The organism is Microbacterium meiriae, assembly GCF_040686935.1.
In the GTDB taxonomy this organism is placed as follows: Bacteria; Actinomycetota; Actinomycetes; order Actinomycetales; family Microbacteriaceae; genus Microbacterium; species Microbacterium meiriae.
This window is the reverse complement of sequence record NZ_JBFBMF010000002.1, coordinates 141,883-161,392: the sequence shown is the minus strand read 5'-3', so window position 1 is coordinate 161,392 and position 19,510 is coordinate 141,883. Positions and strand designations below refer to the sequence as shown.

General features: G+C 70.5%; 18 protein-coding genes. 9 read left to right on the top strand and 9 right to left on the bottom strand.

Features of this window, described 5'->3' with window-relative positions; translation table 11 throughout:
- Window position 1: 1 nt before the first annotated feature.
- From AB0P08_RS06125 to AB0P08_RS06110, 4 genes are read left to right on the top strand one after another with little or no spacing between them, the layout of a single operon-like run.
- The gene (locus AB0P08_RS06125) at window positions 2-1,651 is read left to right on the top strand and encodes an ATP-binding cassette domain-containing protein (protein ID WP_363588797.1); all 1,650 of its coding nucleotides are present in this window, start codon (window positions 2-4) and stop codon (window positions 1,649-1,651) included.
- A complete protein-coding gene (locus AB0P08_RS06120; RefSeq protein ID WP_363588795.1) occupies window positions 1,648-2,610 on the top strand; it encodes a S66 peptidase family protein in 963 nt (320 codons plus the stop codon). The genes AB0P08_RS06125 and AB0P08_RS06120 overlap by 4 nt, the downstream gene beginning before the upstream one ends.
- Entirely contained in the window at window positions 2,607-3,440 is an 834-nt protein-coding gene (locus AB0P08_RS06115; protein ID WP_363588793.1) for a serine hydrolase, read from the top strand. Before AB0P08_RS06120 ends, AB0P08_RS06115 begins: the two co-directional genes overlap by 4 nt.
- Window positions 3,437-4,249, top strand: coding sequence for a serine hydrolase (locus AB0P08_RS06110; RefSeq protein WP_280564040.1), 813 nt, complete (start codon window positions 3,437-3,439; stop codon window positions 4,247-4,249). The genes AB0P08_RS06115 and AB0P08_RS06110 overlap by 4 nt, the downstream gene beginning before the upstream one ends.
- A gap of 96 nt (window positions 4,250-4,345) precedes the next feature.
- Here the strand turns inward: AB0P08_RS06110 and AB0P08_RS06105 are convergent, their stop codons facing one another.
- Window positions 4,346-5,395, bottom strand: coding sequence for a P1 family peptidase (locus AB0P08_RS06105; RefSeq protein WP_363588791.1), 1,050 nt, complete (start codon window positions 5,393-5,395; stop codon window positions 4,346-4,348).
- A gap of 157 nt (window positions 5,396-5,552) precedes the next feature.
- On the opposite strand from AB0P08_RS06105, the gene valS reads away from it, so the two are divergent.
- Together valS and AB0P08_RS06095 are read left to right on the top strand one after the other, a co-directional pair.
- On the top strand, window positions 5,553-8,147 hold the full coding sequence (gene valS, locus AB0P08_RS06100) for a valine--tRNA ligase (RefSeq protein ID WP_363588789.1): 2,595 nt from the start codon (window positions 5,553-5,555) through the stop codon (window positions 8,145-8,147).
- Complete coding sequence (locus AB0P08_RS06095; RefSeq protein WP_363588787.1) at window positions 8,147-8,356, top strand: hypothetical protein; 210 nt, start codon at window positions 8,147-8,149, stop codon at window positions 8,354-8,356. Before valS ends, AB0P08_RS06095 begins: the two co-directional genes overlap by 1 nt.
- A gap of 85 nt (window positions 8,357-8,441) precedes the next feature.
- Here the strand turns inward: AB0P08_RS06095 and AB0P08_RS06090 are convergent, their stop codons facing one another.
- From AB0P08_RS06090 to tdh, 4 genes are read right to left on the bottom strand one after another with little or no spacing between them, the layout of a single operon-like run.
- Window positions 8,442-8,660, bottom strand: a complete 219-nt coding sequence (locus tag AB0P08_RS06090) for a hypothetical protein (RefSeq protein ID WP_363588786.1) — start codon at window positions 8,658-8,660, stop codon at window positions 8,442-8,444.
- Complete coding sequence (locus tag AB0P08_RS06085) at window positions 8,657-9,271, bottom strand: ArsR/SmtB family transcription factor (protein ID WP_187661728.1); 615 nt, start codon at window positions 9,269-9,271, stop codon at window positions 8,657-8,659. Before AB0P08_RS06085 ends, AB0P08_RS06090 begins: the two co-directional genes overlap by 4 nt.
- Window positions 9,272-9,326: 55 nt before the next feature.
- Window positions 9,327-10,505 carry a glycine C-acetyltransferase gene (locus tag AB0P08_RS06080; protein WP_292796601.1) on the bottom strand — a complete coding sequence of 393 codons (1,179 nt, stop codon included), beginning with the start codon at window positions 10,503-10,505 and terminating at the stop codon, window positions 9,327-9,329.
- On the bottom strand, window positions 10,505-11,548 hold the full coding sequence (gene tdh / locus AB0P08_RS06075) for an L-threonine 3-dehydrogenase (RefSeq protein ID WP_187661729.1): 1,044 nt from the start codon (window positions 11,546-11,548) through the stop codon (window positions 10,505-10,507). The genes AB0P08_RS06080 and tdh overlap by 1 nt, the downstream gene beginning before the upstream one ends.
- 81 nt (window positions 11,549-11,629) lie before the next feature.
- Between tdh and AB0P08_RS06070 the strand changes: the two genes are divergently transcribed.
- Genes AB0P08_RS06070 through AB0P08_RS06060 form a run of 3 tightly spaced genes read left to right on the top strand, consistent with a single transcriptional unit; the run spans window position 11,630 to window position 15,140 of the window.
- Window positions 11,630-12,562, top strand: coding sequence for a LysR family transcriptional regulator (locus AB0P08_RS06070; protein WP_363588784.1), 933 nt, complete (start codon window positions 11,630-11,632; stop codon window positions 12,560-12,562).
- A gap of 9 nt (window positions 12,563-12,571) precedes the next feature.
- The gene (locus AB0P08_RS06065) at window positions 12,572-14,623 is read left to right on the top strand and encodes a M3 family metallopeptidase (RefSeq protein WP_363588782.1); all 2,052 of its coding nucleotides are present in this window, start codon (window positions 12,572-12,574) and stop codon (window positions 14,621-14,623) included.
- A 19-nt stretch (window positions 14,624-14,642) separates the two neighbouring features.
- On the top strand, window positions 14,643-15,140 hold the full coding sequence (locus AB0P08_RS06060) for a GyrI-like domain-containing protein (protein WP_363588780.1): 498 nt from the start codon (window positions 14,643-14,645) through the stop codon (window positions 15,138-15,140).
- A gap of 65 nt (window positions 15,141-15,205) precedes the next feature.
- Here the strand turns inward: AB0P08_RS06060 and clpX are convergent, their stop codons facing one another.
- The 4 genes from clpX to AB0P08_RS06040 all read right to left on the bottom strand — a co-directional run bounded on the left by clpX (window position 15,206) and on the right by AB0P08_RS06040 (window position 19,510).
- The gene (clpX, locus tag AB0P08_RS06055; protein ID WP_187661733.1) at window positions 15,206-16,474 is read right to left on the bottom strand and encodes an ATP-dependent Clp protease ATP-binding subunit ClpX; all 1,269 of its coding nucleotides are present in this window, start codon (window positions 16,472-16,474) and stop codon (window positions 15,206-15,208) included.
- 117 nt (window positions 16,475-16,591) lie between these two features.
- Window positions 16,592-17,116 carry a hypothetical protein gene (locus AB0P08_RS06050; protein WP_363588778.1) on the bottom strand — a complete coding sequence of 175 codons (525 nt, stop codon included), beginning with the start codon at window positions 17,114-17,116 and terminating at the stop codon, window positions 16,592-16,594.
- Between the two features lie 103 nt (window positions 17,117-17,219).
- A complete protein-coding gene (locus AB0P08_RS06045; RefSeq protein WP_259954546.1) occupies window positions 17,220-18,071 on the bottom strand; it encodes an aldehyde dehydrogenase family protein in 852 nt (283 codons plus the stop codon).
- On the bottom strand, window positions 18,068-19,510 hold the full coding sequence (locus tag AB0P08_RS06040; protein ID WP_363588776.1) for an aldehyde dehydrogenase family protein: 1,443 nt from the start codon (window positions 19,508-19,510) through the stop codon (window positions 18,068-18,070). Before AB0P08_RS06040 ends, AB0P08_RS06045 begins: the two co-directional genes overlap by 4 nt.

Genomic DNA, 19,510 nt, shown 5'->3' with positions numbered 1-19,510 from the left:
GATGCCCGACCTGATCTTCGACGACGTCTCCATCACGTACCGCACCTCCGGGCGGTCCGGTCGGGACGAGGTGGCGGCCGTGCGCAACGTCTCGCTCACCCTCCCGGCAGGGCAGACCCTCGGCATCGCCGGCGAGTCCGGTTCCGGCAAGTCCACGCTCGCCATGAGCGTTCTCCGGCTCCTGCCGCGCAACGCCCGTCTCAGCGGCCGTGTGCTGCTGGGCGACGAGGATGTCGCCTCGTTGTCCTTCGGGCAGCTGCGCGCCGTGCGCTGGGCGCAGACGTCCATCGTGTTCCAGGGCGCGATGCACTCGCTCAACCCGGTGCGCACCGTCGGCTGGCAGCTCCTGGAGGCGCTCGAGCTGCACGCCTCGGAGCGTTGGAAGGGCGAGAAGGCACGCAGAGAACGCGTGCGCGAACTGCTCGACATCGTCGACCTGCCGCAGCAGAAGAGCGAGTCGTACCCGCATGAGCTCTCCGGCGGCCAGAAGCAGCGCGTGATGATCGCGATGGCCCTCGCCTGCGATCCCGAGGTCATCATCGCGGACGAGCCGACCACCGCGCTCGACGTGATCGTGCAGAAGCAGATCCTCGACATGATCTCGCGTCTCGTGGAGGAGCGCGGCATCTCGATGCTCATGATCAGCCACGACCTGTCGGTGCTCGCCACGGCCTGCGACCGGATCGCCATCATGCGCGACGGGGAGCTCGTCGAGGTCGGCGAGAGCCACGCGGTCTGCACCAGCCCGCAGGAGGCGTACACACGTCAGCTCGCCGACGCCTTCCCCACGATCGGCGACCCGGCCTCCCGGATGGCCCCGGTGACCCGGCACGGTCGTGGCGCGGACGAGGTGCCGGAGATCACGCACGGCGACGAGGTGCTGCTGGAGGCCCGCGGCGTCAACGTCACCTACCGCTCCGGCGGGCGCCCGGTGCATGCGGTCCGCGACGTCGACCTCTCCGTGCGCACAGGCGAGATCGTGGCGCTCGTCGGCCAGTCCGGCTCGGGCAAGTCGACCCTCGCCCGCGCGCTGATGGGCTTGCAGCCTGCCGACCCGGGGTCGCAGATCCGCTTCGACGGCGCACCCCTTCCGTCGAAAGGACGCGACCTCGCGCGGTTCCGCTCGCAGGTGCAGCTCGTGCTGCAGGACCCGTGGGCCGCGCTGAACCCGAAGCACAGCGTGTACGAGTCCGTCGCCGAGGGGCTGCGTGTGCAGCGCTTCGCCGGCGACGAGCGCGAACGCGTGGCGCAGAGCCTCGCCGACGCGGAACTCACCCCGCCGGAGCGCTACTTCGGCGCCATCCCGCAGGAGCTCAGCGGCGGGCAGAGGCAGCGCGTCGTCATCGCGGGGGCCCTCGCCGTGCAGCCGCAGATGCTCATCGCGGACGAGCCCGTCGCCTCGCTCGACGCGTCCGTGCGCGGGGAGATCCTCGGGCTCCTGCTGGAGCTGCGCCGCCGCCTCGGGCTCTCCGCCCTCGTCATCACGCACGACCTCGGTCTCGCCTGGAACATCGCCCACACCGTCGCGGTGATGTACCACGGGCAGATCGTCGAGCTCGGCCCCACCGAAGAGGTGCTGCTGAACCCGCAGCACGAGTACACCAGGCACCTGCTGTCCGCGGCGCCGCGCATCGAGGAGAAGACGGCATGAGCGTCAGGACGGAGGCGGCGGTGTCGCCCTATCTCGACACAGCGCCCCTGCAGCCCGGCGACACCGTGGCGATCGTCTCGCCCTCCGGTCCCGGTAACGAGGAGAACACCCAGCGCGCCGTCGGCTACTACGAGTCCTGGGGCCTGAAGGTCCGGGTGGGAGAGCATGTCCTCACGCCGCACCCGCGCGCGTCGTACCTTGCGGGGCCGGACGAGCTCCGCCGCGCCGACCTCGTCGACGCCTGGCTCGATCCCGAGGTGGACGCCGTCGTCACGGCCCGGGGCGGCTACGGGGCCCTGCGGCTCCTCGACGGCATCGACTGGGCCGACATGCGCCGTGGGGCGCTGCGCCGGGACGGGCGCCCCAAGCTCCTCACGGGCTCGTCCGATGTGACCGCCCTGCACGAGACGTGGCGCGCGCATCTCGACGTCGCGACGCTCTTCTGCCCGATGGCGGGGAACAACGTCTTCCGCGACTCGGACCAGGTGCGCGACGACGTGCAGCGCTGGCTCTTCGAACCATGGCGCGGACGCGAGCTCATCGGCCCGAAGACCGAGATCATGACGGCTGGTCGCGCCGAGGGACGCTTCACGGGCGGCAACCTCAGTCTGCTCGCCGCCGGACTCGGCGCCCCGGAGGCGGACGTCCCCGCCCCCGGCATCCTTTTCCTGGAGGACATCACGGAGGAGCCGTACCGCCTCGACGGGTTCGTGACGCAGCTGCGTCGGGCAGGCCGTCTGGCGCAGGCGACGGGCATCGTGCTCGGCTCCTGGCATGAGTGCGGCGACCTCGACCTGGTCCACGCGCTCATGCGGGACGAGTTCCAGGACGCCGGCGTCCCCGTGCTGTGGGAGCAGGGCTTCGGCCACGACCCGCACGCCCTCACCATCCCGCTCGGTGTGGACGGGGTGCTGGACGCGACCGGCGACGAGCCCCGCCTCACGGTGGGACGGCCATGATCGCTCTTCCGCCGCTCGACCGCCGTGTCACCTGGTCGATCCGGCTCGTCGACGCCGGCAGCGGGGAGACCCTGGCCGAGCACGAGCCGCACACGCAGTGCGAGACCGCGAGCATCGGCAAGATCTTCCTGCTCCTCGAGGTCGCTCGACGGCTGGAGGCGGGCACGCTCGCGGACGACGACCGGATCGAGATCCCGGACGAGCACCGCGTCGAGGACTCCGGGCTGCTGTACCGCATGCACGATCAGCGCATCACGGTCCACGATGCGGCGCTCCTCGTCGGGGCGGTGAGCGACAACCTCGCCACGAACGCCCTGATCCACCTCTGCGGTCTGGAGGAGGTGCGGGCCGTCGCTCCGGCACTCGGATACCGCGACACCGCCCTGCACGACTACATCCGCAACGAGCGCTCCCCCGACCTGCCCTGGACGCCGTCGTTCGGCACCGCGGCCGAGCTGTCCGACGTGATGCGCCGGCTCGGGGCCGGCGAGGCGTTCTCCCCCGCGGTGAGCGCCCGGGTGCTGGACTGGCTCGCCGCCGACACCGACACGTCGATGACCGCAGACGCCTTCCTCCTCGACCCCCTCGCCCACGTCGAGGCGGAGTATCAGGGCATGGTGCTGCGCCACAAGACCGGCAGCGTGAGCTTCGCCCGCGTCGACGTCGGGCTGCTGCGGGGCCCGAGGGCCGCCGTCGCGTATGCGGTGGCGGCGAACTGGAAGGACTCCGCGGCCGATCTCCGCGCGCCCGTGCTCGACGGCATGCGCGCCGTCGGCGAGCTCATCCGTGCGCACGTCACCGGACGCGCACGAGAGGAGGAGGACGCATGAGCACGATCGACGTGGAGCTCCCCGACGAGAACGGCACGGTGTGGTCGGTGCTCGTCCAGGACGTCGACTCGGGCGAGGTGCTGCTGCGCCATGACCCGGAGACGGTGCAGGACACCGCGAGCGTCGGCAAGATCTTCCTCCTGCACCGGCTCCTCACCGAGGTCGACGCGGGCACGCGCACCCTCGAGGACCGGGTCACCCGGCGGCCGGTCGAGGCCATCGAGGACTCCGGTCTCTGGTACCTGCTCCAGGCATCCGAGCTGTCGCTGTACGACGTGGCCGCTCTCATCGGAGCGGTGAGCGACAACGCCGCGACCAACACGCTGGGTCGCGTCATCGGCATCCCGACCGTGCAGGAGCACACCCGCGCGCTCGGCTACACCGCCTCCGCACTCGACGACATCGTGCGGTGGCCGATCCCGCCCGGTGCACCCCGCACGCTGTCGCACGCGAACGCCGCGGAGCTCGTGCGCTTCATGTCGCGGCTCGCCGACGGCACCGACCTCTCCCCCGCCTCGGCCGACACGCTGCGCCGCTGGCTGGGCGCGGGCATGGACCTGTCGATGGTCGCCTCGGCGTTCGACCTCGACCCGCTCGCGCACTGGGGCTTCGACCGCGGCGTCTGGCTGCTGAACAAGACCGGCACGATCTCCCGCGTCCGCGCCGACACCGGGATCGCGATGTCCCCCAGCCGCCGGATCGCCTACGCCGTGCTGGCCAACTGGGACAGAGGAGCCGACGGACGCGGTCCGGTGCTGGCCGCGATGCGTCGCATCGGCGAGGGCATCCAGGCCGCGCTCGCCGACTGACCTCGGTTCACAACTCAGGACCTCCGGCGGCGGTCGGTACGACGCGCCGCTCCCGCGGCGCCGCCGACCCGGTTTCTCCTGAGTTGTGAACGCGGGTCAGACGGCCCCGGCACGAGCCAGACGCTCCCGCACCCGGTCGATCGGCACCGCGTGCGCCGTCCGCCCCTCGGGGCCCACGGTGGTCTCCGCGGCGAGCACCGAGTTGATCAGCGCCTCCTCGACAGCGTCCATCGTCGCGGCGAAGAGCGGCGAGAGGTCGTCATCCGCCGCAGGACCGCCCGACGCCGGGTCGTGCACGGAAAAGGCGATCGCGTAGTCGCCGCTTCCCTGTGCGTAGTCGGCGCCCACGCCCCGCATCGCGAACACGGCGCGGTGGGCCACCCGGCCGAGCTGACGGCCGTCGACGGGCGCATCCGTCGCGACGACGATCATGCACGAGTTGCCGACGGGCTGTGCCGGCTCCTCGGCGAGCAGCTCCTCCGCGGGCAGCGGCACCCCCGCGATCCGCAACGTGCCGCTGAAATTCGTCTGCACGAGAGCCCCGACCGTGGACGCGCTCCTCGCGACATCGACCAGACGGGACGCCGTGCCGATGCCGCCCTTGTAGCCGAGGGCGACGGTTCCGGCGCCGGCACCGACGCACCCCTCCGCGACCGGACCCGGTGCCGCCGCGGCCAGGGCCGCCGTCACCTCTTCCTCGCCCACGGCCCGCCGGCGGATGTCGGAGAGGAATCCGTCGTTCGTCTCGCCCACCACCGGGTTCAGGGTCGTCGTCCGCGCATGCGCCGGCGTCGTCAGCAGGTGCCCGAGCAGAGCGTCCGCGACGCGGAACACGGACAGCGTCGAGGTCAGCAGGATCGGCGTCTCCAGAGCCCCGAGCTCGCGGAGCTGCGTAGCACCCACGAGCTTGCCGTAGCCGTTGCCGACCGAGAGGTTCGCGGGAAGGCTGCGGCGCTCGGCGGTGAGGGCGTCGGGGACGATGGCCGTCACTCCCGTGTGCAGACCGTCGCCGTGCAGCGTGGCGTGCCCCACCCGCACGCCGGGGACATCGGTGATGGCGTTCGCCGGGCCGCGCGCGAAGGCGCCGGACGGGACCCCGAGGTCGGCGAGACGGGGACGGGAGGACGAGGACGACGGCGGTGTCATGCTCCGATCCTCCCAGCGTCGGAGGGGCCGGCCGCAGTGCCGCGCCGGACGCTCCCGCGGGTCGAGCGCCCCTCCCGTGCGCTCGGTAGACTGGGCGGCACCACCCACACTCAGGCACGCTCACACAGTGCCGCATACATCGCTCGAGGAGACCTCCATGTCCGCCATTCCCGACAAGCCCGCACTCGAAGGTCTCGAAGCGAAGTGGGACGCCGCCTGGGCGGAGCAGGGTACGTACCTGTTCGACCGTCTGCGCGCCGCCGAGCTCGGCCGTGAGGGCGTCTACTCGATCGACACCCCGCCGCCCACCGCCTCCGGCAGCCTCCACATCGGTCACGTGTTCTCCTACACGCACACCGACGTCAAGGCGCGGTACGAGCGCATGCGCGGCAAGACCGTGTTCTACCCGATGGGCTGGGACGACAACGGCCTGCCCACCGAGCGCCGTGTGCAGAATTACTACGGTGTGCGCTGCGACCCGTCGCTCCCCTACGACGCCGACTTCACCCCGCCGTTCGAGGGCGGCGACAACAAGTCGAGCCGCGCCGCCGACCAGCAGCCGATCAGCCGTCGCAACTTCATCGAGCTGTGCGAGCGCCTCACGATCGAGGACGAGAAGCAGTTCGAGGCGCTGTTCCGTCAGCTCGGGCTGAGCGTGGACTGGACGCAGACCTACCGCACCATCTCCGACGACACGATCCGGCAGAGCCAGCTCGCCTTCCTCCGCAACATCGAGCGCGGCGAGGCCTATCAGGCCCTGGCGCCGACGCTGTGGGACATCGACTTCCGCTCCGCGATCGCGCAGGCCGAGCTCGAGGACCGCGACCAGCAGGCGGCGTACCACACGATCGAGTTCCCCTTCGCGGACGGTTCCGGCTCCATCGCGATCGACACCACGCGCCCGGAGCTCCTCCCCGCGTGCATCGCGATCGTGACCCACCCCGAGGGACCGCACAAGCACCTCATCGGCACGAAGGTCCGTACGCCCTACTTCGGCGCCGAGATCGAGATCCACGGCCACCACCTCGCCCAGCCCGACAAGGGCACCGGCGCCGCCATGGTCTGCACCTTCGGCGACGTGACCGACATCATCTGGTGGCGCGAGCTGCGCACCGCTGCCGGCGAGTCCCTGCCGAACATGACCACGATCGGTCTCGACGGCCGCTTCCTCCCCGAGGCCCCGTCGATCGTGGCCGACGCCGACGCCCGCGCCTGGTACGCGGAGAACGTGGCCGGCAAGACCGTCTTCAGCGCCCGCAAGGCGATCGTCGAGAAGCTGCAGGAGACCGGCGACATGACCGCCGTCGGCAAGCCCTTCCAGCACGCCGTGAAGTTCTTCGAGAAGGGCGACCGCCCGCTCGAGATCGTCTCGACCCGGCAGTGGTACATCCGCAACGGCGCCCGCGACGGCGAGCTGCGCGACCAGCTCCTCGCGCACGGTACCGAGCTGGCGTGGCACCCCGACTTCATGCGGGTCCGCTACGAGAACTGGGTCGGCGGCCTCACCGGCGACTGGCTCGTGTCCCGGCAGCGGTTCTTCGGTGTGCCGATCCCGCTCTGGTACGCGCTGGACGAGAACGGCGAGCGCGACTACGACCGCGTGCTCACCCCGGACGCGGCCGCGCTGCCCATCGACCCGACCACGGATGTGCCGGCCGGCTACACCGAGGCCCAGCGCGGCGTGCCGGGCGGGTTCGACGCCGAAGCCGACATCCTCGACACCTGGGCGACCTCGTCGCTGACCCCGCAGCTCGCGGGCGGCTGGCAGCGCGACGAGGAGCTGTGGCAGCTCACCGCGCCGTTCGACCTGCGCCCGCAGGGACAGGACATCATCCGCACCTGGCTCTTCTCGACCATGCTGCGCTCCACCCTCGAAGACGGCCGCGCCCCGTGGAAGAACGCCGCCATCTCCGGCTTCATCGTCGACCCCGACCGCAAGAAGATGTCGAAGTCGAAGGGCAACGTGGTCACCCCTGCCGACGTGCTCGATGCCCACGGCTCGGACGCGGTGCGGTACTGGGCGGCTTCCAGCCGCCTCGGCATGGACGCGGCCTTCGACCCGCAGAACCCGACCCAGGTGAAGATCGGCCGGCGTCTGGCGATCAAGGTGCTCAACGCCGCGAAGTTCGTGCTGTCGTTCCCGGTGCCCGCGGGCGCTCAGGTGACACACGCGCTCGACGCCTCGATGCTCACGGCGCTCGACGCGGTGGTGGCCGAGGCGACCGCGGCCTTCGACCGGTATGACGCGGCCAGGGCGCTCGAGCTGACCGAGGCGTTCTTCTGGACGTTCTGCGACGACTACCTGGAGCTCGTGAAGGAGCGCGCCTACAACCAGAACGACGTGGGCCAGGCCTCGGCCGCCCTCGCGCTGCGTCTGGCGCTGTCCACGCTGCTCCGCCTGCTCGCACCGGTGCTCTCCTTCGCCACGGAGGAGGCCTGGTCGTGGTTCGAGGAGGGCTCCGTGCACACCGCAGCGTGGCCCGAGAAGCTCGGCATCGAGGGCGACCCGGCCGTGCTGGCCGCCGCCAGCGAGGCGCTCATCGGCATCCGGCGCGCGAAGACCGAGGCGAAGGCGTCGCAGAAGACCCCGGTCTCCCGTGCCGCCATCGCCGCACCCGCCGCGAAGGTCGAGGCCTTGCGCGCCGCGGCGGACGACCTCCGCGCTGTCGGCCGCATCGCCGAGCTCGAGATCTCCGAGGCGGAGGAGTTCGCGGTCACCGCGATCGAACTCGCCCCGGTCGAGGCTTCCTGATGCAGCTCGGCACGCGCTGGGCCACGGGGGCGCAGCCCCCCGCGTCCGTCCCCGAGGCGTTGCGCCCCGCGATCGCCGGGGTCGAGTCCCAGGGCCTCACCGGCCACTGGACCCTCACCTGGCTCGAGGGCCGCGCGATCGCGGAGCTCGACGCCGGCTGGGAGGTCCTCCAGACCCCCTCCGGCGAGGTCATCGCCCGCCCCTTCTGATCGCCGAGACCCCGCTTCATCGTCGAGACCCCCTCCTCCCCACGCGGATAGGAGGGGGTCTCGACGCGTATCCGGGGTCTCGGCGTCAGCGGCGCGGGGCTCCGAGCTGCGCGAGGAGATGGTCGACGGCGTGCGGGTCATGCCGGCGGGCCTGCTGTTCGCGGAGGAGGTCGAGGGCGAGGGTCCGCCGCTGGGCCCGACGCTCGATCCGGTGCTCGACCACGGCGGTGACCCGGTCGGCGAGGCGCAACAGGCCGCGCTCCGCGCGCGTGGGACTGACGAGGTGCAGGGTGGCGGCGGTCATGATGCGTCCGTCGTCTCGGCCGTGGCGGCGCCTCCAGGCGTGGGGAGGTCGAAGATCTCGGCACGGAGGGAGACACGGCGCACGTCCGGGCCCTCCTGACCGCGGTACTGCGCGATCGCCTTCTCCACGACGGCCTCCAGTTCCGCCCGCAGCGACATCGCCTGCTCCGCGGTCATGTCGAGGTGCGTGGTGATGGTCAGACCCACGTCACGCCACCCCTCGGGGATGTCGGCATCGGAGCGGTTGAGGTACTGCATCAACGTCTCGTGCCGGAGCCGGAAGAACTCGGACGTCACGATCTGCGCCGCGGCACGGTTGGCCGGCGACATCTGCTCGTCCGGTCCCGGCACGTCGATGCGGCCCTTCGGGCGCTCCCACCACCGCTCCCGCGCCGTGCCACGACCTTCCACTTCGCGGATGAGGTCATGCGCGGCGAGGGCGCGGAGGTGGTAGCTGGTGGATCCCGAGGTCTCGCCCACGAGCGCCGCGAGAGAGCTGGCCGTCTGAGGGCCACGGGAGGCGAGCAGATCGAAGATCTTGACCCGCAGCGGATGCGCCAGCGCCTTGAGCGCTCCCGCATCCAGCGTCCGTACCTGCGTCTCATTCGTCATGCATGCAAAGGTACGCTTGCAAACAACTCTTTGCAAGCTTTTCTTTGCAACGCGGTCAGCTCACCGCATCCCGCGCCGCGACGAAGGCCGTTACACAGCGCTCGACCTGCTCGGCGGAGTGCGCGGCGGAGAGCTGCACCCGGATGCGCGCCTTCCCCCGCGGCACCACCGGGAAGCTGAACGCCGTCACGTAGACGCCCTGGTCCTGCATCGCCGCGGCGATCCGGGCTGTGAGCGCGGCATCACCGAACATGACCGGCACGATCGGGTGCTCTCCGGGAAGCAGATCGAAGCCTTCCTCCGCCATCCGGGTGCGGAACAGGGCTGCGTTGTCCCGCAGCCGCGCCCGCAGGTCCGCCGATCCCTCGACGAGGTCGAGTGCGGTCAGGGTACCGGCCACGATGGCCGGAGCGAGGGTGTTCGAGAACAGGTACGGACGGGAACGCTGACGCAGCAGCGCGACGATCTCCGCGTGGGAGGCGACGTACCCCCCGGAGGCGCCGCCCAACGCCTTGCCGAAGGTGCCGGTGTAGATGTCGACACGATCTGCGACGCCGCACAGCTCCGGCGTCCCCCGCCCGTTCTCCCCGACGAAGCCGACCGCGTGCGAGTCGTCCACGAAGACGAGGGCGTCGTACCGCTCGGCGAGGTCGCAGATCTCAGCGAGCGGGGCGATGTAGCCGTCCATCGAGAAGACGCCGTCGGTCACGATCACGCGGAACCGGGCATCGGCGGCCGCCCGCAACTGCTCCTCCAGATCCGCCATGTCGCGGTTGCGGTACCGGAGTCGGCGCGCCTTCGAGAGGCGGATGCCGTCGATGATGGACGCGTGGTTCAACTCGTCCGAGATGATCGCGTCCTCCGCGGAGAACAGCGTCTCGAAGACACCGCCGTTGGCGTCGAAGCAGGACGAGTAGAGGATCGCGTCGTCGGTGCCGAGGAAGTCCGCCAGCCGACGCTCGAGTTCGAGGTGCTGCTCCTGCGTGCCGCAGATGAAGCGCACGCTCGCGAGCCCGTACCCCCACTCGTCCAGGGCCGTCCGGGCCGCAGCGAGGATGCGGGGGTCGTCGGCGAGCCCGAGGTAGTTGTTCGCGCAGAAGTTGAGCACCTCGGCGCCGTCGGCCGTGATCTCCGCCCGCTGCGGACCGCGGATGCCGCGCTCATGCTTGGTGAGCCCGGCCTCCTCGATCCCCGCCAGCTCCCGCGCCACATGGTCCTTGAAGGTCGCGTACATCACAGCTCCGTCCAGTCGAGGATGATCTTGCCCGTGCCGGCGGACTCCGCCGCCGCGAATCCGCGCTCCCAGTCGCGCGCCGGCACGACCTCGGCGATCACGCGGCCGATGGCCGCCCGCAGTGTCGCACTCGTCTGCAGCATCGCCCCCATGGCGTTCCAGGTCTCGAACATCTCGCGACCATAGATGCCGGTGATGGTGAGCATATGCGTGACGAGCTTGCCCCAGTCGATGTCGAACCCGGTCGACGGCAGCCCGAGCATCGCGATCCGTCCGCCGTGGTTCATGTTGTCGATCATCGCCGGGAGCGCCGATGCCGCACCGCTCATCTCGAAGCCGATGTCGAAACCCTCGCGCATGCCGAGCGCCCGCTGCGCGTCGCGGATCTCCTGGCGGGAGACGTCGACGACGTCGTCTGCTCCCATCCCTCGCGCCATCTCCAGGCGCGGGCCGCTCACGTCGGTCCCCACGATGAAGCGGGCACCGGCATGCCGGGCGACGGCGATCGCCATCAGGCCGATCGGGCCGCAGCCGGTGACGAGGACGTCTTCGCCGACCAGAGGGAAGCGGAGGGCGGTGTGCACGGCGTTGCCGAGCGGGTCGAAGATCGCGCCGAGCTCCGGAGCGACCTCGGCGTGGTGGACCCACACGTTGGTCGCCGGCAGCGAGAGGTACTCGGCGAAGGCACCGTCGCGTTGCAGACCGAGCCCGATGGTGCGGATGCACATCTGCCGCCGTCCGGCACGACAGTTCCGGCAGGTGCCGCAGACGATGTGTCCTTCGCCGGAGACCCGGTCGCCGACGGCGATGTCATGGACGAGCGATCCGACCTCGACGACCTCGCCGTAGAACTCATGTCCCGGGATGAGGGGCGCGGAGATCGCGGAGGCCGCCCAGTCGTCCCATCGCCGGATGTGCAGATCGGTCCCGCAGATGCCGGTGCGGAGGACGCGGATGACGACCTCGCCGGGGCCGGCGGTGGGATCGGGTCGCTCCACGAGCGCGAGGCCGGCGCCGGGTTCCTCCTTGAACAGAGCCTTCATTCTCCGATCCCATCGCATACGTCGCTGTAGAACAATCGGCACCTTCTGCATCGTCTCTATAGCCAGGTCTACACTATCGACGTGGAACTCCATCAGCTCCAGATCCTCCGCGAACTCGGAGCCCTCGGCAGCGTGACGGCTGTCGCCGACACGCTCCGGGTCACCCCGTCCGCCGTCTCGCAGCAGCTCGCCGCGCTGCAGCGCTCCTTCCCCGCCCCGCTCACCCGTCGCCAAGGCCGCACGCTCGTGCTGACCTCTGCCGGCGAGGTCCTCGCGGCGGCCGGCGCCGAGGCCATCGATGCCATGGCCGCAGCGCGGCACGCGCTGGACGACTTCGAGGGCGCGGCGACCGGAGAGGTGAGCATTAGCGGGTTCCACAGCGTCGGTCAGGCGCTCTTCGGCCCGCTCGTGCGGGAGCTCTCCGGGAAGGAGGACGCGCCGACGGTACGCCTGACGGACGAAGATGTCGCGCAGAGCGAGTTCCCTGGGCTCACCGCGCGGTACGACCTCGTCCTCGCGCATCGGATGGAGCACTCCGCGCCGTGGCCGACCGCAGGCATCCGCGCTGTCGGTCTCGTCCGCGAGCCCCTGGACGTCGCGGTCGCCGCCGCACATCCTCTCGCCGGTCGCCGCACCCTCTCACCGGACGAGGTCGCCGACGAGCACTGGGTGACGAGCCGCGTGGGCTACTCCCCCGACGACGTGCTCCGTGCCGTCGCCGCCGTCGCCCGCCGCCCAGTCGAGGTCCGCCACCGCATCAACGACTACGGCGCGGTGTCGGCGGTTGTCGCGGCCGGCGGCGTCCTGGGAATGCTCCCCCGGTTCACCTCGCGCAGCGTCGACGATCGCGACATCGTACGCATCCCCCTGCGCGGCGTGAGCACGCACCGCATGATCGACGTCCTCGCGCGCCCGGAGAACCTGCGCCGCCGCTCGGTCCGTGTCGTCGTCGACGCCCTGCGAGAGGTGATGACCCGTCTGAGCACGGAACGTTCCGGGGATGGCGGTGGCTAGGCTCGGAGGATGAGCGACGCCACGAATCCGCTGCTGCAGCCGTCGACCCTCCCCTTCGGGCTCCCGGACTATCGGGCCATCCGCCCGGAGCACTACCTTCCCGCCTTCCGAGCCGGTTTCGCGGAGCAGCTCGCGGAGGTCGCGAACATCACCCGCGTGCGGTCGATGCCGACGTTCGAGAACACGCTCGAGGCGCTGGAGCGGTCGGGCGATCTCCTCGACCGGGTGGCGCACGCCTTCTACACGGTGAGCTCCGCCGACGCCACGCCGGAGATCCAGGCGATCGATGAAGAGCTCGCTCCGCTCATGGCCGCCCATGAGGACGGGATCACGCTGGATGCGGCGCTCTACGCCCGCGTGGCCCACGTGTACGACCAGCGTGAGGCGCTCGGCCTCGATTCCGAGCAGCGGTATCTCGTGGAGCGCTACCACCGAGAGATGACGCATGCCGGCGCCGGGCTCGACGACGACGCGAAGGCGCAGCTCACGGGTCTGAACCAGAAGCTGTCCGTGCTCACGAACACGTTCGAGCGGAACCTGCTGAGCGATACGAACGACCTCGCCGTGGTCTTCGACTCCGCCGCCGAGCTGGAGGGCCTGAGTGCGGGCGAGCTCTCGGCCGCGGCGCGCGCCGCGGCCGACCGTGGGCTCGACGGCCGCTACCTCCTCACCCTGCCGCTGTTCACCGGCCATCCGGTCCTCGCCCGGCTCGCGGTGCGGGAATCCCGTCGCCGGATCATGGCGGCGTCGCGCACGCGGGGCTCGCGCCACAACGGCAACGACAACCGCCCGGTGCTGCGCGAGATCGTGCGCCTCCGCGCCGAGCGCGCGCGCCTCCTCGGATATCCGTCGCATGCCGCGTACATCACCGCCGACGAGACGGCGGGCTCCCCCGAGGCCGTCGAGCGGATGCTGCGCCGGCTGGCTGCGCCGTCCGCCCGGAACGCCCGCGCCGAACGGGACGCGCTCCAGGCGATCGTCGACGAGACCGAGCCGGAGCCCTTCCCCGTGGAGGCCCACGACTGGGCGTTCTACACCGAGCGCGTGCGCACTGCCCGCTACGACATCGACACCGCCGCCCTGCGCCCCTGGTTCGACGCGGAGCGCGTGCTGCAGGACGGCGTGTTCTTCGCGGCGACCCGCCTGTACGGGGTGACGTTCCACGAACGGCACGACCTCGCGGCCTATCACCCGCAGGCCCGCGTGTTCGAGGTGCGCAACGCCGACGACTCTCCCCTGGGCCTCTACGTGCTCGATCTCTACACCCGCGACTCCAAGCGCGGCGGGGCATGGATGAACGCGATCGTCAGCCAGTCCCGGCTGCGCGGCAGCGCCCCGGTCGTGGTGAACAACCTCAACGTCCCGCAGCCCGGGGACGGCGAGCCCACGCTGCTGACGCTCGACGAGGTGACGACGCTGTTCCACGAGTTCGGGCACGCCCTACACGGCCTCTTCGCCACGGTGACGTATCCGCACTTCGCCGGGACCAACGTGTTCCGCGACGTCGTCGAGTTCCCCAGTCAGGTGAACGAGATGTGGATTCTCTGGCCGGAGGTCCTGGACCACTACGCCCGGCACCACGAGACCGGCGAGCCGCTGGATCCCGCCATCGTGCAGCGGCTGCGGGCGACTGCGACGTTCGATCAGGGGCACGCGACCAGCGAGTACCTCGCCGCAGCGTGGCTGGATCAGGCGTGGCACCGGCTCTCCACCGAGGACGCGGTGGAGGATGTCGCCGCGTTCGAGGCCGCAGCGCTGGCCGACATCGGGCTGGATGACCCCGCCGTGCCGACCCGGTATTCCTCCACGTACTTCGCGCACGTCTTCTCCGGCGGTTACAGCGCGGGGTATTACTCGTACATCTGGAGCGAGGTTCTCGACGCCGACACCGTCGAGTGGTTCCGAGAGAACGGCGGGCTCACCAGGGCCAATGGGGACCGTTTCCGCGACCGGCTGCTCGGGGTCGGCGGCTCGAAGGACCCGCTGGCCGCGTATCGAGACTTCCGCGGACGGGATGCGGAGATCGAACCGCTCCTGAAGCGCCGTGGACTGGACTCCTGAGTCGTGAGACCCTGAGCGCATGGACGCATTCCCCGACGCTCCCTTCGGCCCGGCGGACAGCCTGGAGCTGGACGCCGTTCCCCTCGCCGTCATCCGGCACGAGGGCATCCGCCTCGCCGACCTCCGCGACGCTTTCGACACCGGCTACGGGGCGATCGCCGCGGCCTTCGCCGCCGGCAGGCTGATCCCCACCGGACCGGCGCTCGCGATCTATCACGGCGATCCGATGGGCGTGTTCGATCTGGAGCTCGGCTTCGCGGTGCAGGCCCCACCGTCCGACCCGATCGCCACCGGCGACGGAACCGCCATCGTGGCGTCGGCCCTGCCGACCGGGCAGGCCGTCGCGACCACCGTCTTCGGCTCCTACGACGGTCTCGGCGCCGGATGGGCCGGGCTGGTCGCACGCGCCGCGGAGGCCGAGCTGCACCCACGCGGCCTCTGGATCGAGGTCTACGTCTCGGACCCGGATGTCGCTCCCGACGAACTCCGCACGGACCTGCTCATGCCGGTGGCGTGAGCAGGCACGCCTGCGATCTGCTCACCGCGTCCGCGGCGCGTGTCTGACCCGCCGGCGCCCGGCGTTCAGGCGCTCTTGCGCTTGCGCTCCATCACGATGGTGGGCGGGGCCCCCTCGTCGACGGCGGCACGGGTGATGATCACCTTCGCGACGTCCTCCGCAGACGGGATCTCGAACATCACCGGACCGAGCACGTCCTCCAGGATGGCACGGAGACCACGGGCACCCGTCTTGCGCTCGACCGCCAGATCCGCGATCGACCGCAGCGCGTCCTCCTCGAACTCCAGCTGGACGCCGTCGAGCTCGAACATGCGCTGATACTGCTTCACGAGCGCGTTGCGCGGCCCCGTGAGGATGTCGATGAGCGCGGCCTGGTCGAGTGGCGACACGTTGGTGACGACGGGCAGGCGCCCGATGAACTCCGGGATGAGCCCGAACTTGTGGAGGTCTTCCGGGAGCACTTCGCTGAAGAGGTCGAGGTCCTTGCCCTTGTCGTGCAGCGGAGCGCCGAAGCCGACGCCGTGCTTGCCGACGCGCGCGGAGACGATGTCCTCCAGCCCGGCGAAGGCACCGGCCACGATGAAGAGCACGTTCGAGGTGTCGATCTGCAGGAACTCCTGGTGCGGGTGCTTGCGACCGCCCTGCGGCGGCACCGAGGCGACCGTGCCCTCGATGATCTTCAGCAGCGCCTGCTGCACACCCTCGCCCGACACATCGCGGGTGATCGACGGGTTCTCGGCCTTGCGGGCGATCTTGTCGACCTCGTCGATGTAGATGATGCCCTGCTCGGCGCGCTTCACGTCGTAGTCCGCGGCCTGGATGAGCTTGAGGAGGATGTTCTCGACGTCTTCGCCGACGTAGCCGGCCTCCGTCAGCGCGGTCGCGTCGGCGACGGCGAACGGCACGTTGAGGCGCTTGGCGAGCGTCTGCGCCAGATAGGTCTTACCGCAGCCCGTCGGGCCGATGAGCAGGATGTTGCTCTTCGCGATCTCGATCTCTTCGGCCTTCTGCTCGGCCGGCTGCAGCGTGCCGTGGGCGCGGACGCGCTTGTAGTGGTTGTAGACGGCGACGGAGAGGGCGCGCTTCGCGGGCTCCTGTCCGACGACGTACTCCTCGAGGAACGTGAAGATCTCGCGAGGCTTCGGAAGCTCGAACTCGGCCACGCCCTCGGCGGACGACTCCGCCATGCGCTCTTCGATGATCTCGTTGCAGAGCTCGACGCACTCGTCGCAGATGTACACGCCGGGTCCGGCGATGAGCTGCTGCACCTGCTTCTGGCTCTTTCCGCAGAACGAGCACTTGAACAGGTCAGCGCTTTCACCGATGCGGGCCATGCGCGTCCTCCTCGGGGGGATCAGGATCGTTCTTCGAGCCTAACCGCTGCATACGACACCGGGCCGCATTGGCGACGAGTCGTTCGGCGGGTCCGGCGGATGACGGTGTCTCCGCCGTCATTCCGCGGGGAGGCAGCCGCCGTCCATGATGTATCCCCCGACATCGATCCGGACGTCGTCCGGACGCACCTCCCCGAAGACGCAGCCGCCCTCGGGACCGTCGGCACCGAACGCCACCGCGCGCGCATCTCCCCGTGCGACGTGATGGACGAGGCCGACCTCGCGCAAGGCGTCCTCGACGGAGGTCACAGAGATCGTGCTCTCCGCGCGCAGTGCTTCGAGACGCACGCGGAGGTCCGCCACCGGCTGCTCGGCGGCCGCCCGCGCCTCGGCCGACGTCTCCATCCGCTCACGATGCCGGTCGTTCTGTTCCATCGCGTGTTCCGGGTCGTACGGCGCACACTCCGGCGGAAGCTCGGCGCCGTCCACCTGCGGGCAGGCGACGGTCGGAGTCACGGTCGGCGTCGGCTCTCTGGCGGTGACGTCGGCCGGCGCCGCTGCGCAGCCGCCGAGAAGCAGGATCGCCGCCAGCACGAGCGTCACTCGCCCGGGGCGGGCGCGGACGCCGGAGGTCGCCATCATGCCGCCATGAAACCACAGCACCGGCGTCACGCGCACGCTGCTCGAACGACGAGGGCCCCGCCGCGCGGTACGCGACAGGGCCCTCAGCCATCCTGACGTGTCGTCAGACCATGCTCTTCGTGTGCCAGACCGTCTTGACCTCGGTGAAGGCGGCGATCCGCTCCGGCGACGCGACCACGTCGCCGGGGGCGAGCACGCGCTTCAGCGTGTCCGCTGCGGCGATCTGCATGTCGACCCACTCCAGCGCACCGGCGCCGGCGAGGTCGAGGGCGTTCACGTCCTGGTGCGAGGCGAGCCAGGGGGCGATCTCGGCCGGCGAACCGGTGAGCACGTTCACCACGCCGCCGGGGACGTCGCTGGTCGCGAGCACCTCGGCGAGACTGATCGCGGAGAGCGGGTACTGCTCGCTCGCGACCACGACGACGGTGTTCCCGGCGACGAGGGCCGGGGCGACGACAGAGACCAGGCCGAGCAGCGCCGAGTCCTGCGGCGCCACGATGGCGACCACACCGGTGGGCTCTGGCACCGAGATGTTGAAGTACGGACCGGAGACGGGGTTCGCGTTGCCCGCCACCTGGGCGTACTTGTCGCACCACCCGGCGTACCAGACCCAGAGATCGATCGCCTCGTCGACCTGCGCCGTGGCCGCCGAGGACGAGATGCCCTCCTGCGCCACGATCTCGTCGACGAATTGTGCGCGACGTCCCTCGAGCACCTCGGCGACGCGGTAGAGCACCTGGCCGCGGTTGTAGGCCGTCGCCCCCGACCAGCCCTTGACGGCGGCGCGCGCGGCGACGACCGCATCGCGAGCGTCCTTGCGGGAGGCCTTGGCCGCGTTGGCGAGGAAGGCGCCCTTGCGGGAGACGACCTCGTACGTGCGTCCGGACTCGCTGCGGGGGAAGGCCCCGCCGATGGCGAGCTTGTAGGTCTTCGGAACGGTCAGTCGCTTGCTCATGCTGCGGCTCCCTTGAGGTAGGCGGTGAGCCCCTGGCGACCGCCCTCGCGGCCGAATCCGGACTCCTTGTAGCCGCCGAACGGGCTCGACGGGTCGAAACGGTTGAACGTGTTCGCCCACACGACGCCCGCACGCAGCCGATCCGCGACCGCGAGGATGCGCGAGCCCTTGTCGGACCAGATGCCGGCGGAGAGACCGTACGGGGTGTTGTTGGCCTTCGCGATCGCCTCGGCGGGCGTCCGGAAGGTGAGGACCGACAGCACCGGGCCGAACACCTCGTCGCGGGCGATGCGGTGCGAGGCCTCGACCCCGGTGAAGATCGTCGGAGCGAACCAGAAGCCCTGCTCCGGGATCGCGCAGTCGGCAGTCCAGCGCTCCGCGCCCTCGGCCTCGCCGATGTCGCTCAGCTCGCGGATGCGGGCGAGCTGCGCGGCGGAGTTGATCGCGCCGATGTCCGTGTTCTTGTCGAGCGGGTCGCCGAGACGCAGCGTCGACAGCCGGTTCTTCAGCCGGTCGACGACCTCGTCGTGGATCGACTCCTGCACCAGCAGGCGGCTGCCCGCACAGCACACGTGGCCCTGGTTGAAGAAGATGCCGTTGACGATGCCCTCGACGGCCTGATCGATCGGCGCGTCGTCGAACACGATGTTCGCGGCCTTGCCGCCCAGCTCCAGCGTCAGCTTCTTGTTCGTCCCCGCCACGGCACGGGCGATGTCGCGACCCACACCCGTCGAGCCGGTGAAAGCGACCTTGTCGACGTCCGGATGACGGACCAGGGCGGCACCGGTCGCCCCGGCTCCGGTGACGATGTTCACCACACCGGCGGGAAGATCGGCCTGCTGCAGGATCTCGGCGAAGATCAGTGCCGTCAGCGGCGTGGTCTCGGCCGGCTTGAGCACGACCGTGTTCCCGGCCGCCAGCGCGGGCGCGAGCTTCCACGCGAGCATCAACAGCGGGAAGTTCCACGGGATGACCTGACCGGCGACGCCCAACGCACGCGGGTTCGCGCCCAGACCGGCATAGTCGAGCTTGTCAGCCCAGCCCGCGTAGTAGAAGAACCAGGACGCGACGAGCGGCACGTCCACATCGCGGCTCTCCTTGATGGGCTTGCCGTTGTCGAGGCTCTCGGCGACGGCGAGCTCGCGGGCGCGCTCCTGCACGAGGCGGGCGATGCGGAACAGGTACTTGCCCCGGTCGCGGCCGCTCATGCGCGACCAGACCTTGTCGTAGGCGCGACGGGCCGCGGCGACGGCGCGGTCGATGTCCGCGTCGTCGGCGGAGGCGATCTCGGCGATCTCCTTCTCCGTCGCCGGGGAGATGGTGCGGAAGGGGGTGCCGGAGCCGTCGACGAACTCGCCGTCGATGAACAGCCCGTAGCTGTCCTTGAGGTTCAGCACCGCCGTGGACTCCGGAGCCGGAGCGTATTCCAGGAATGACAT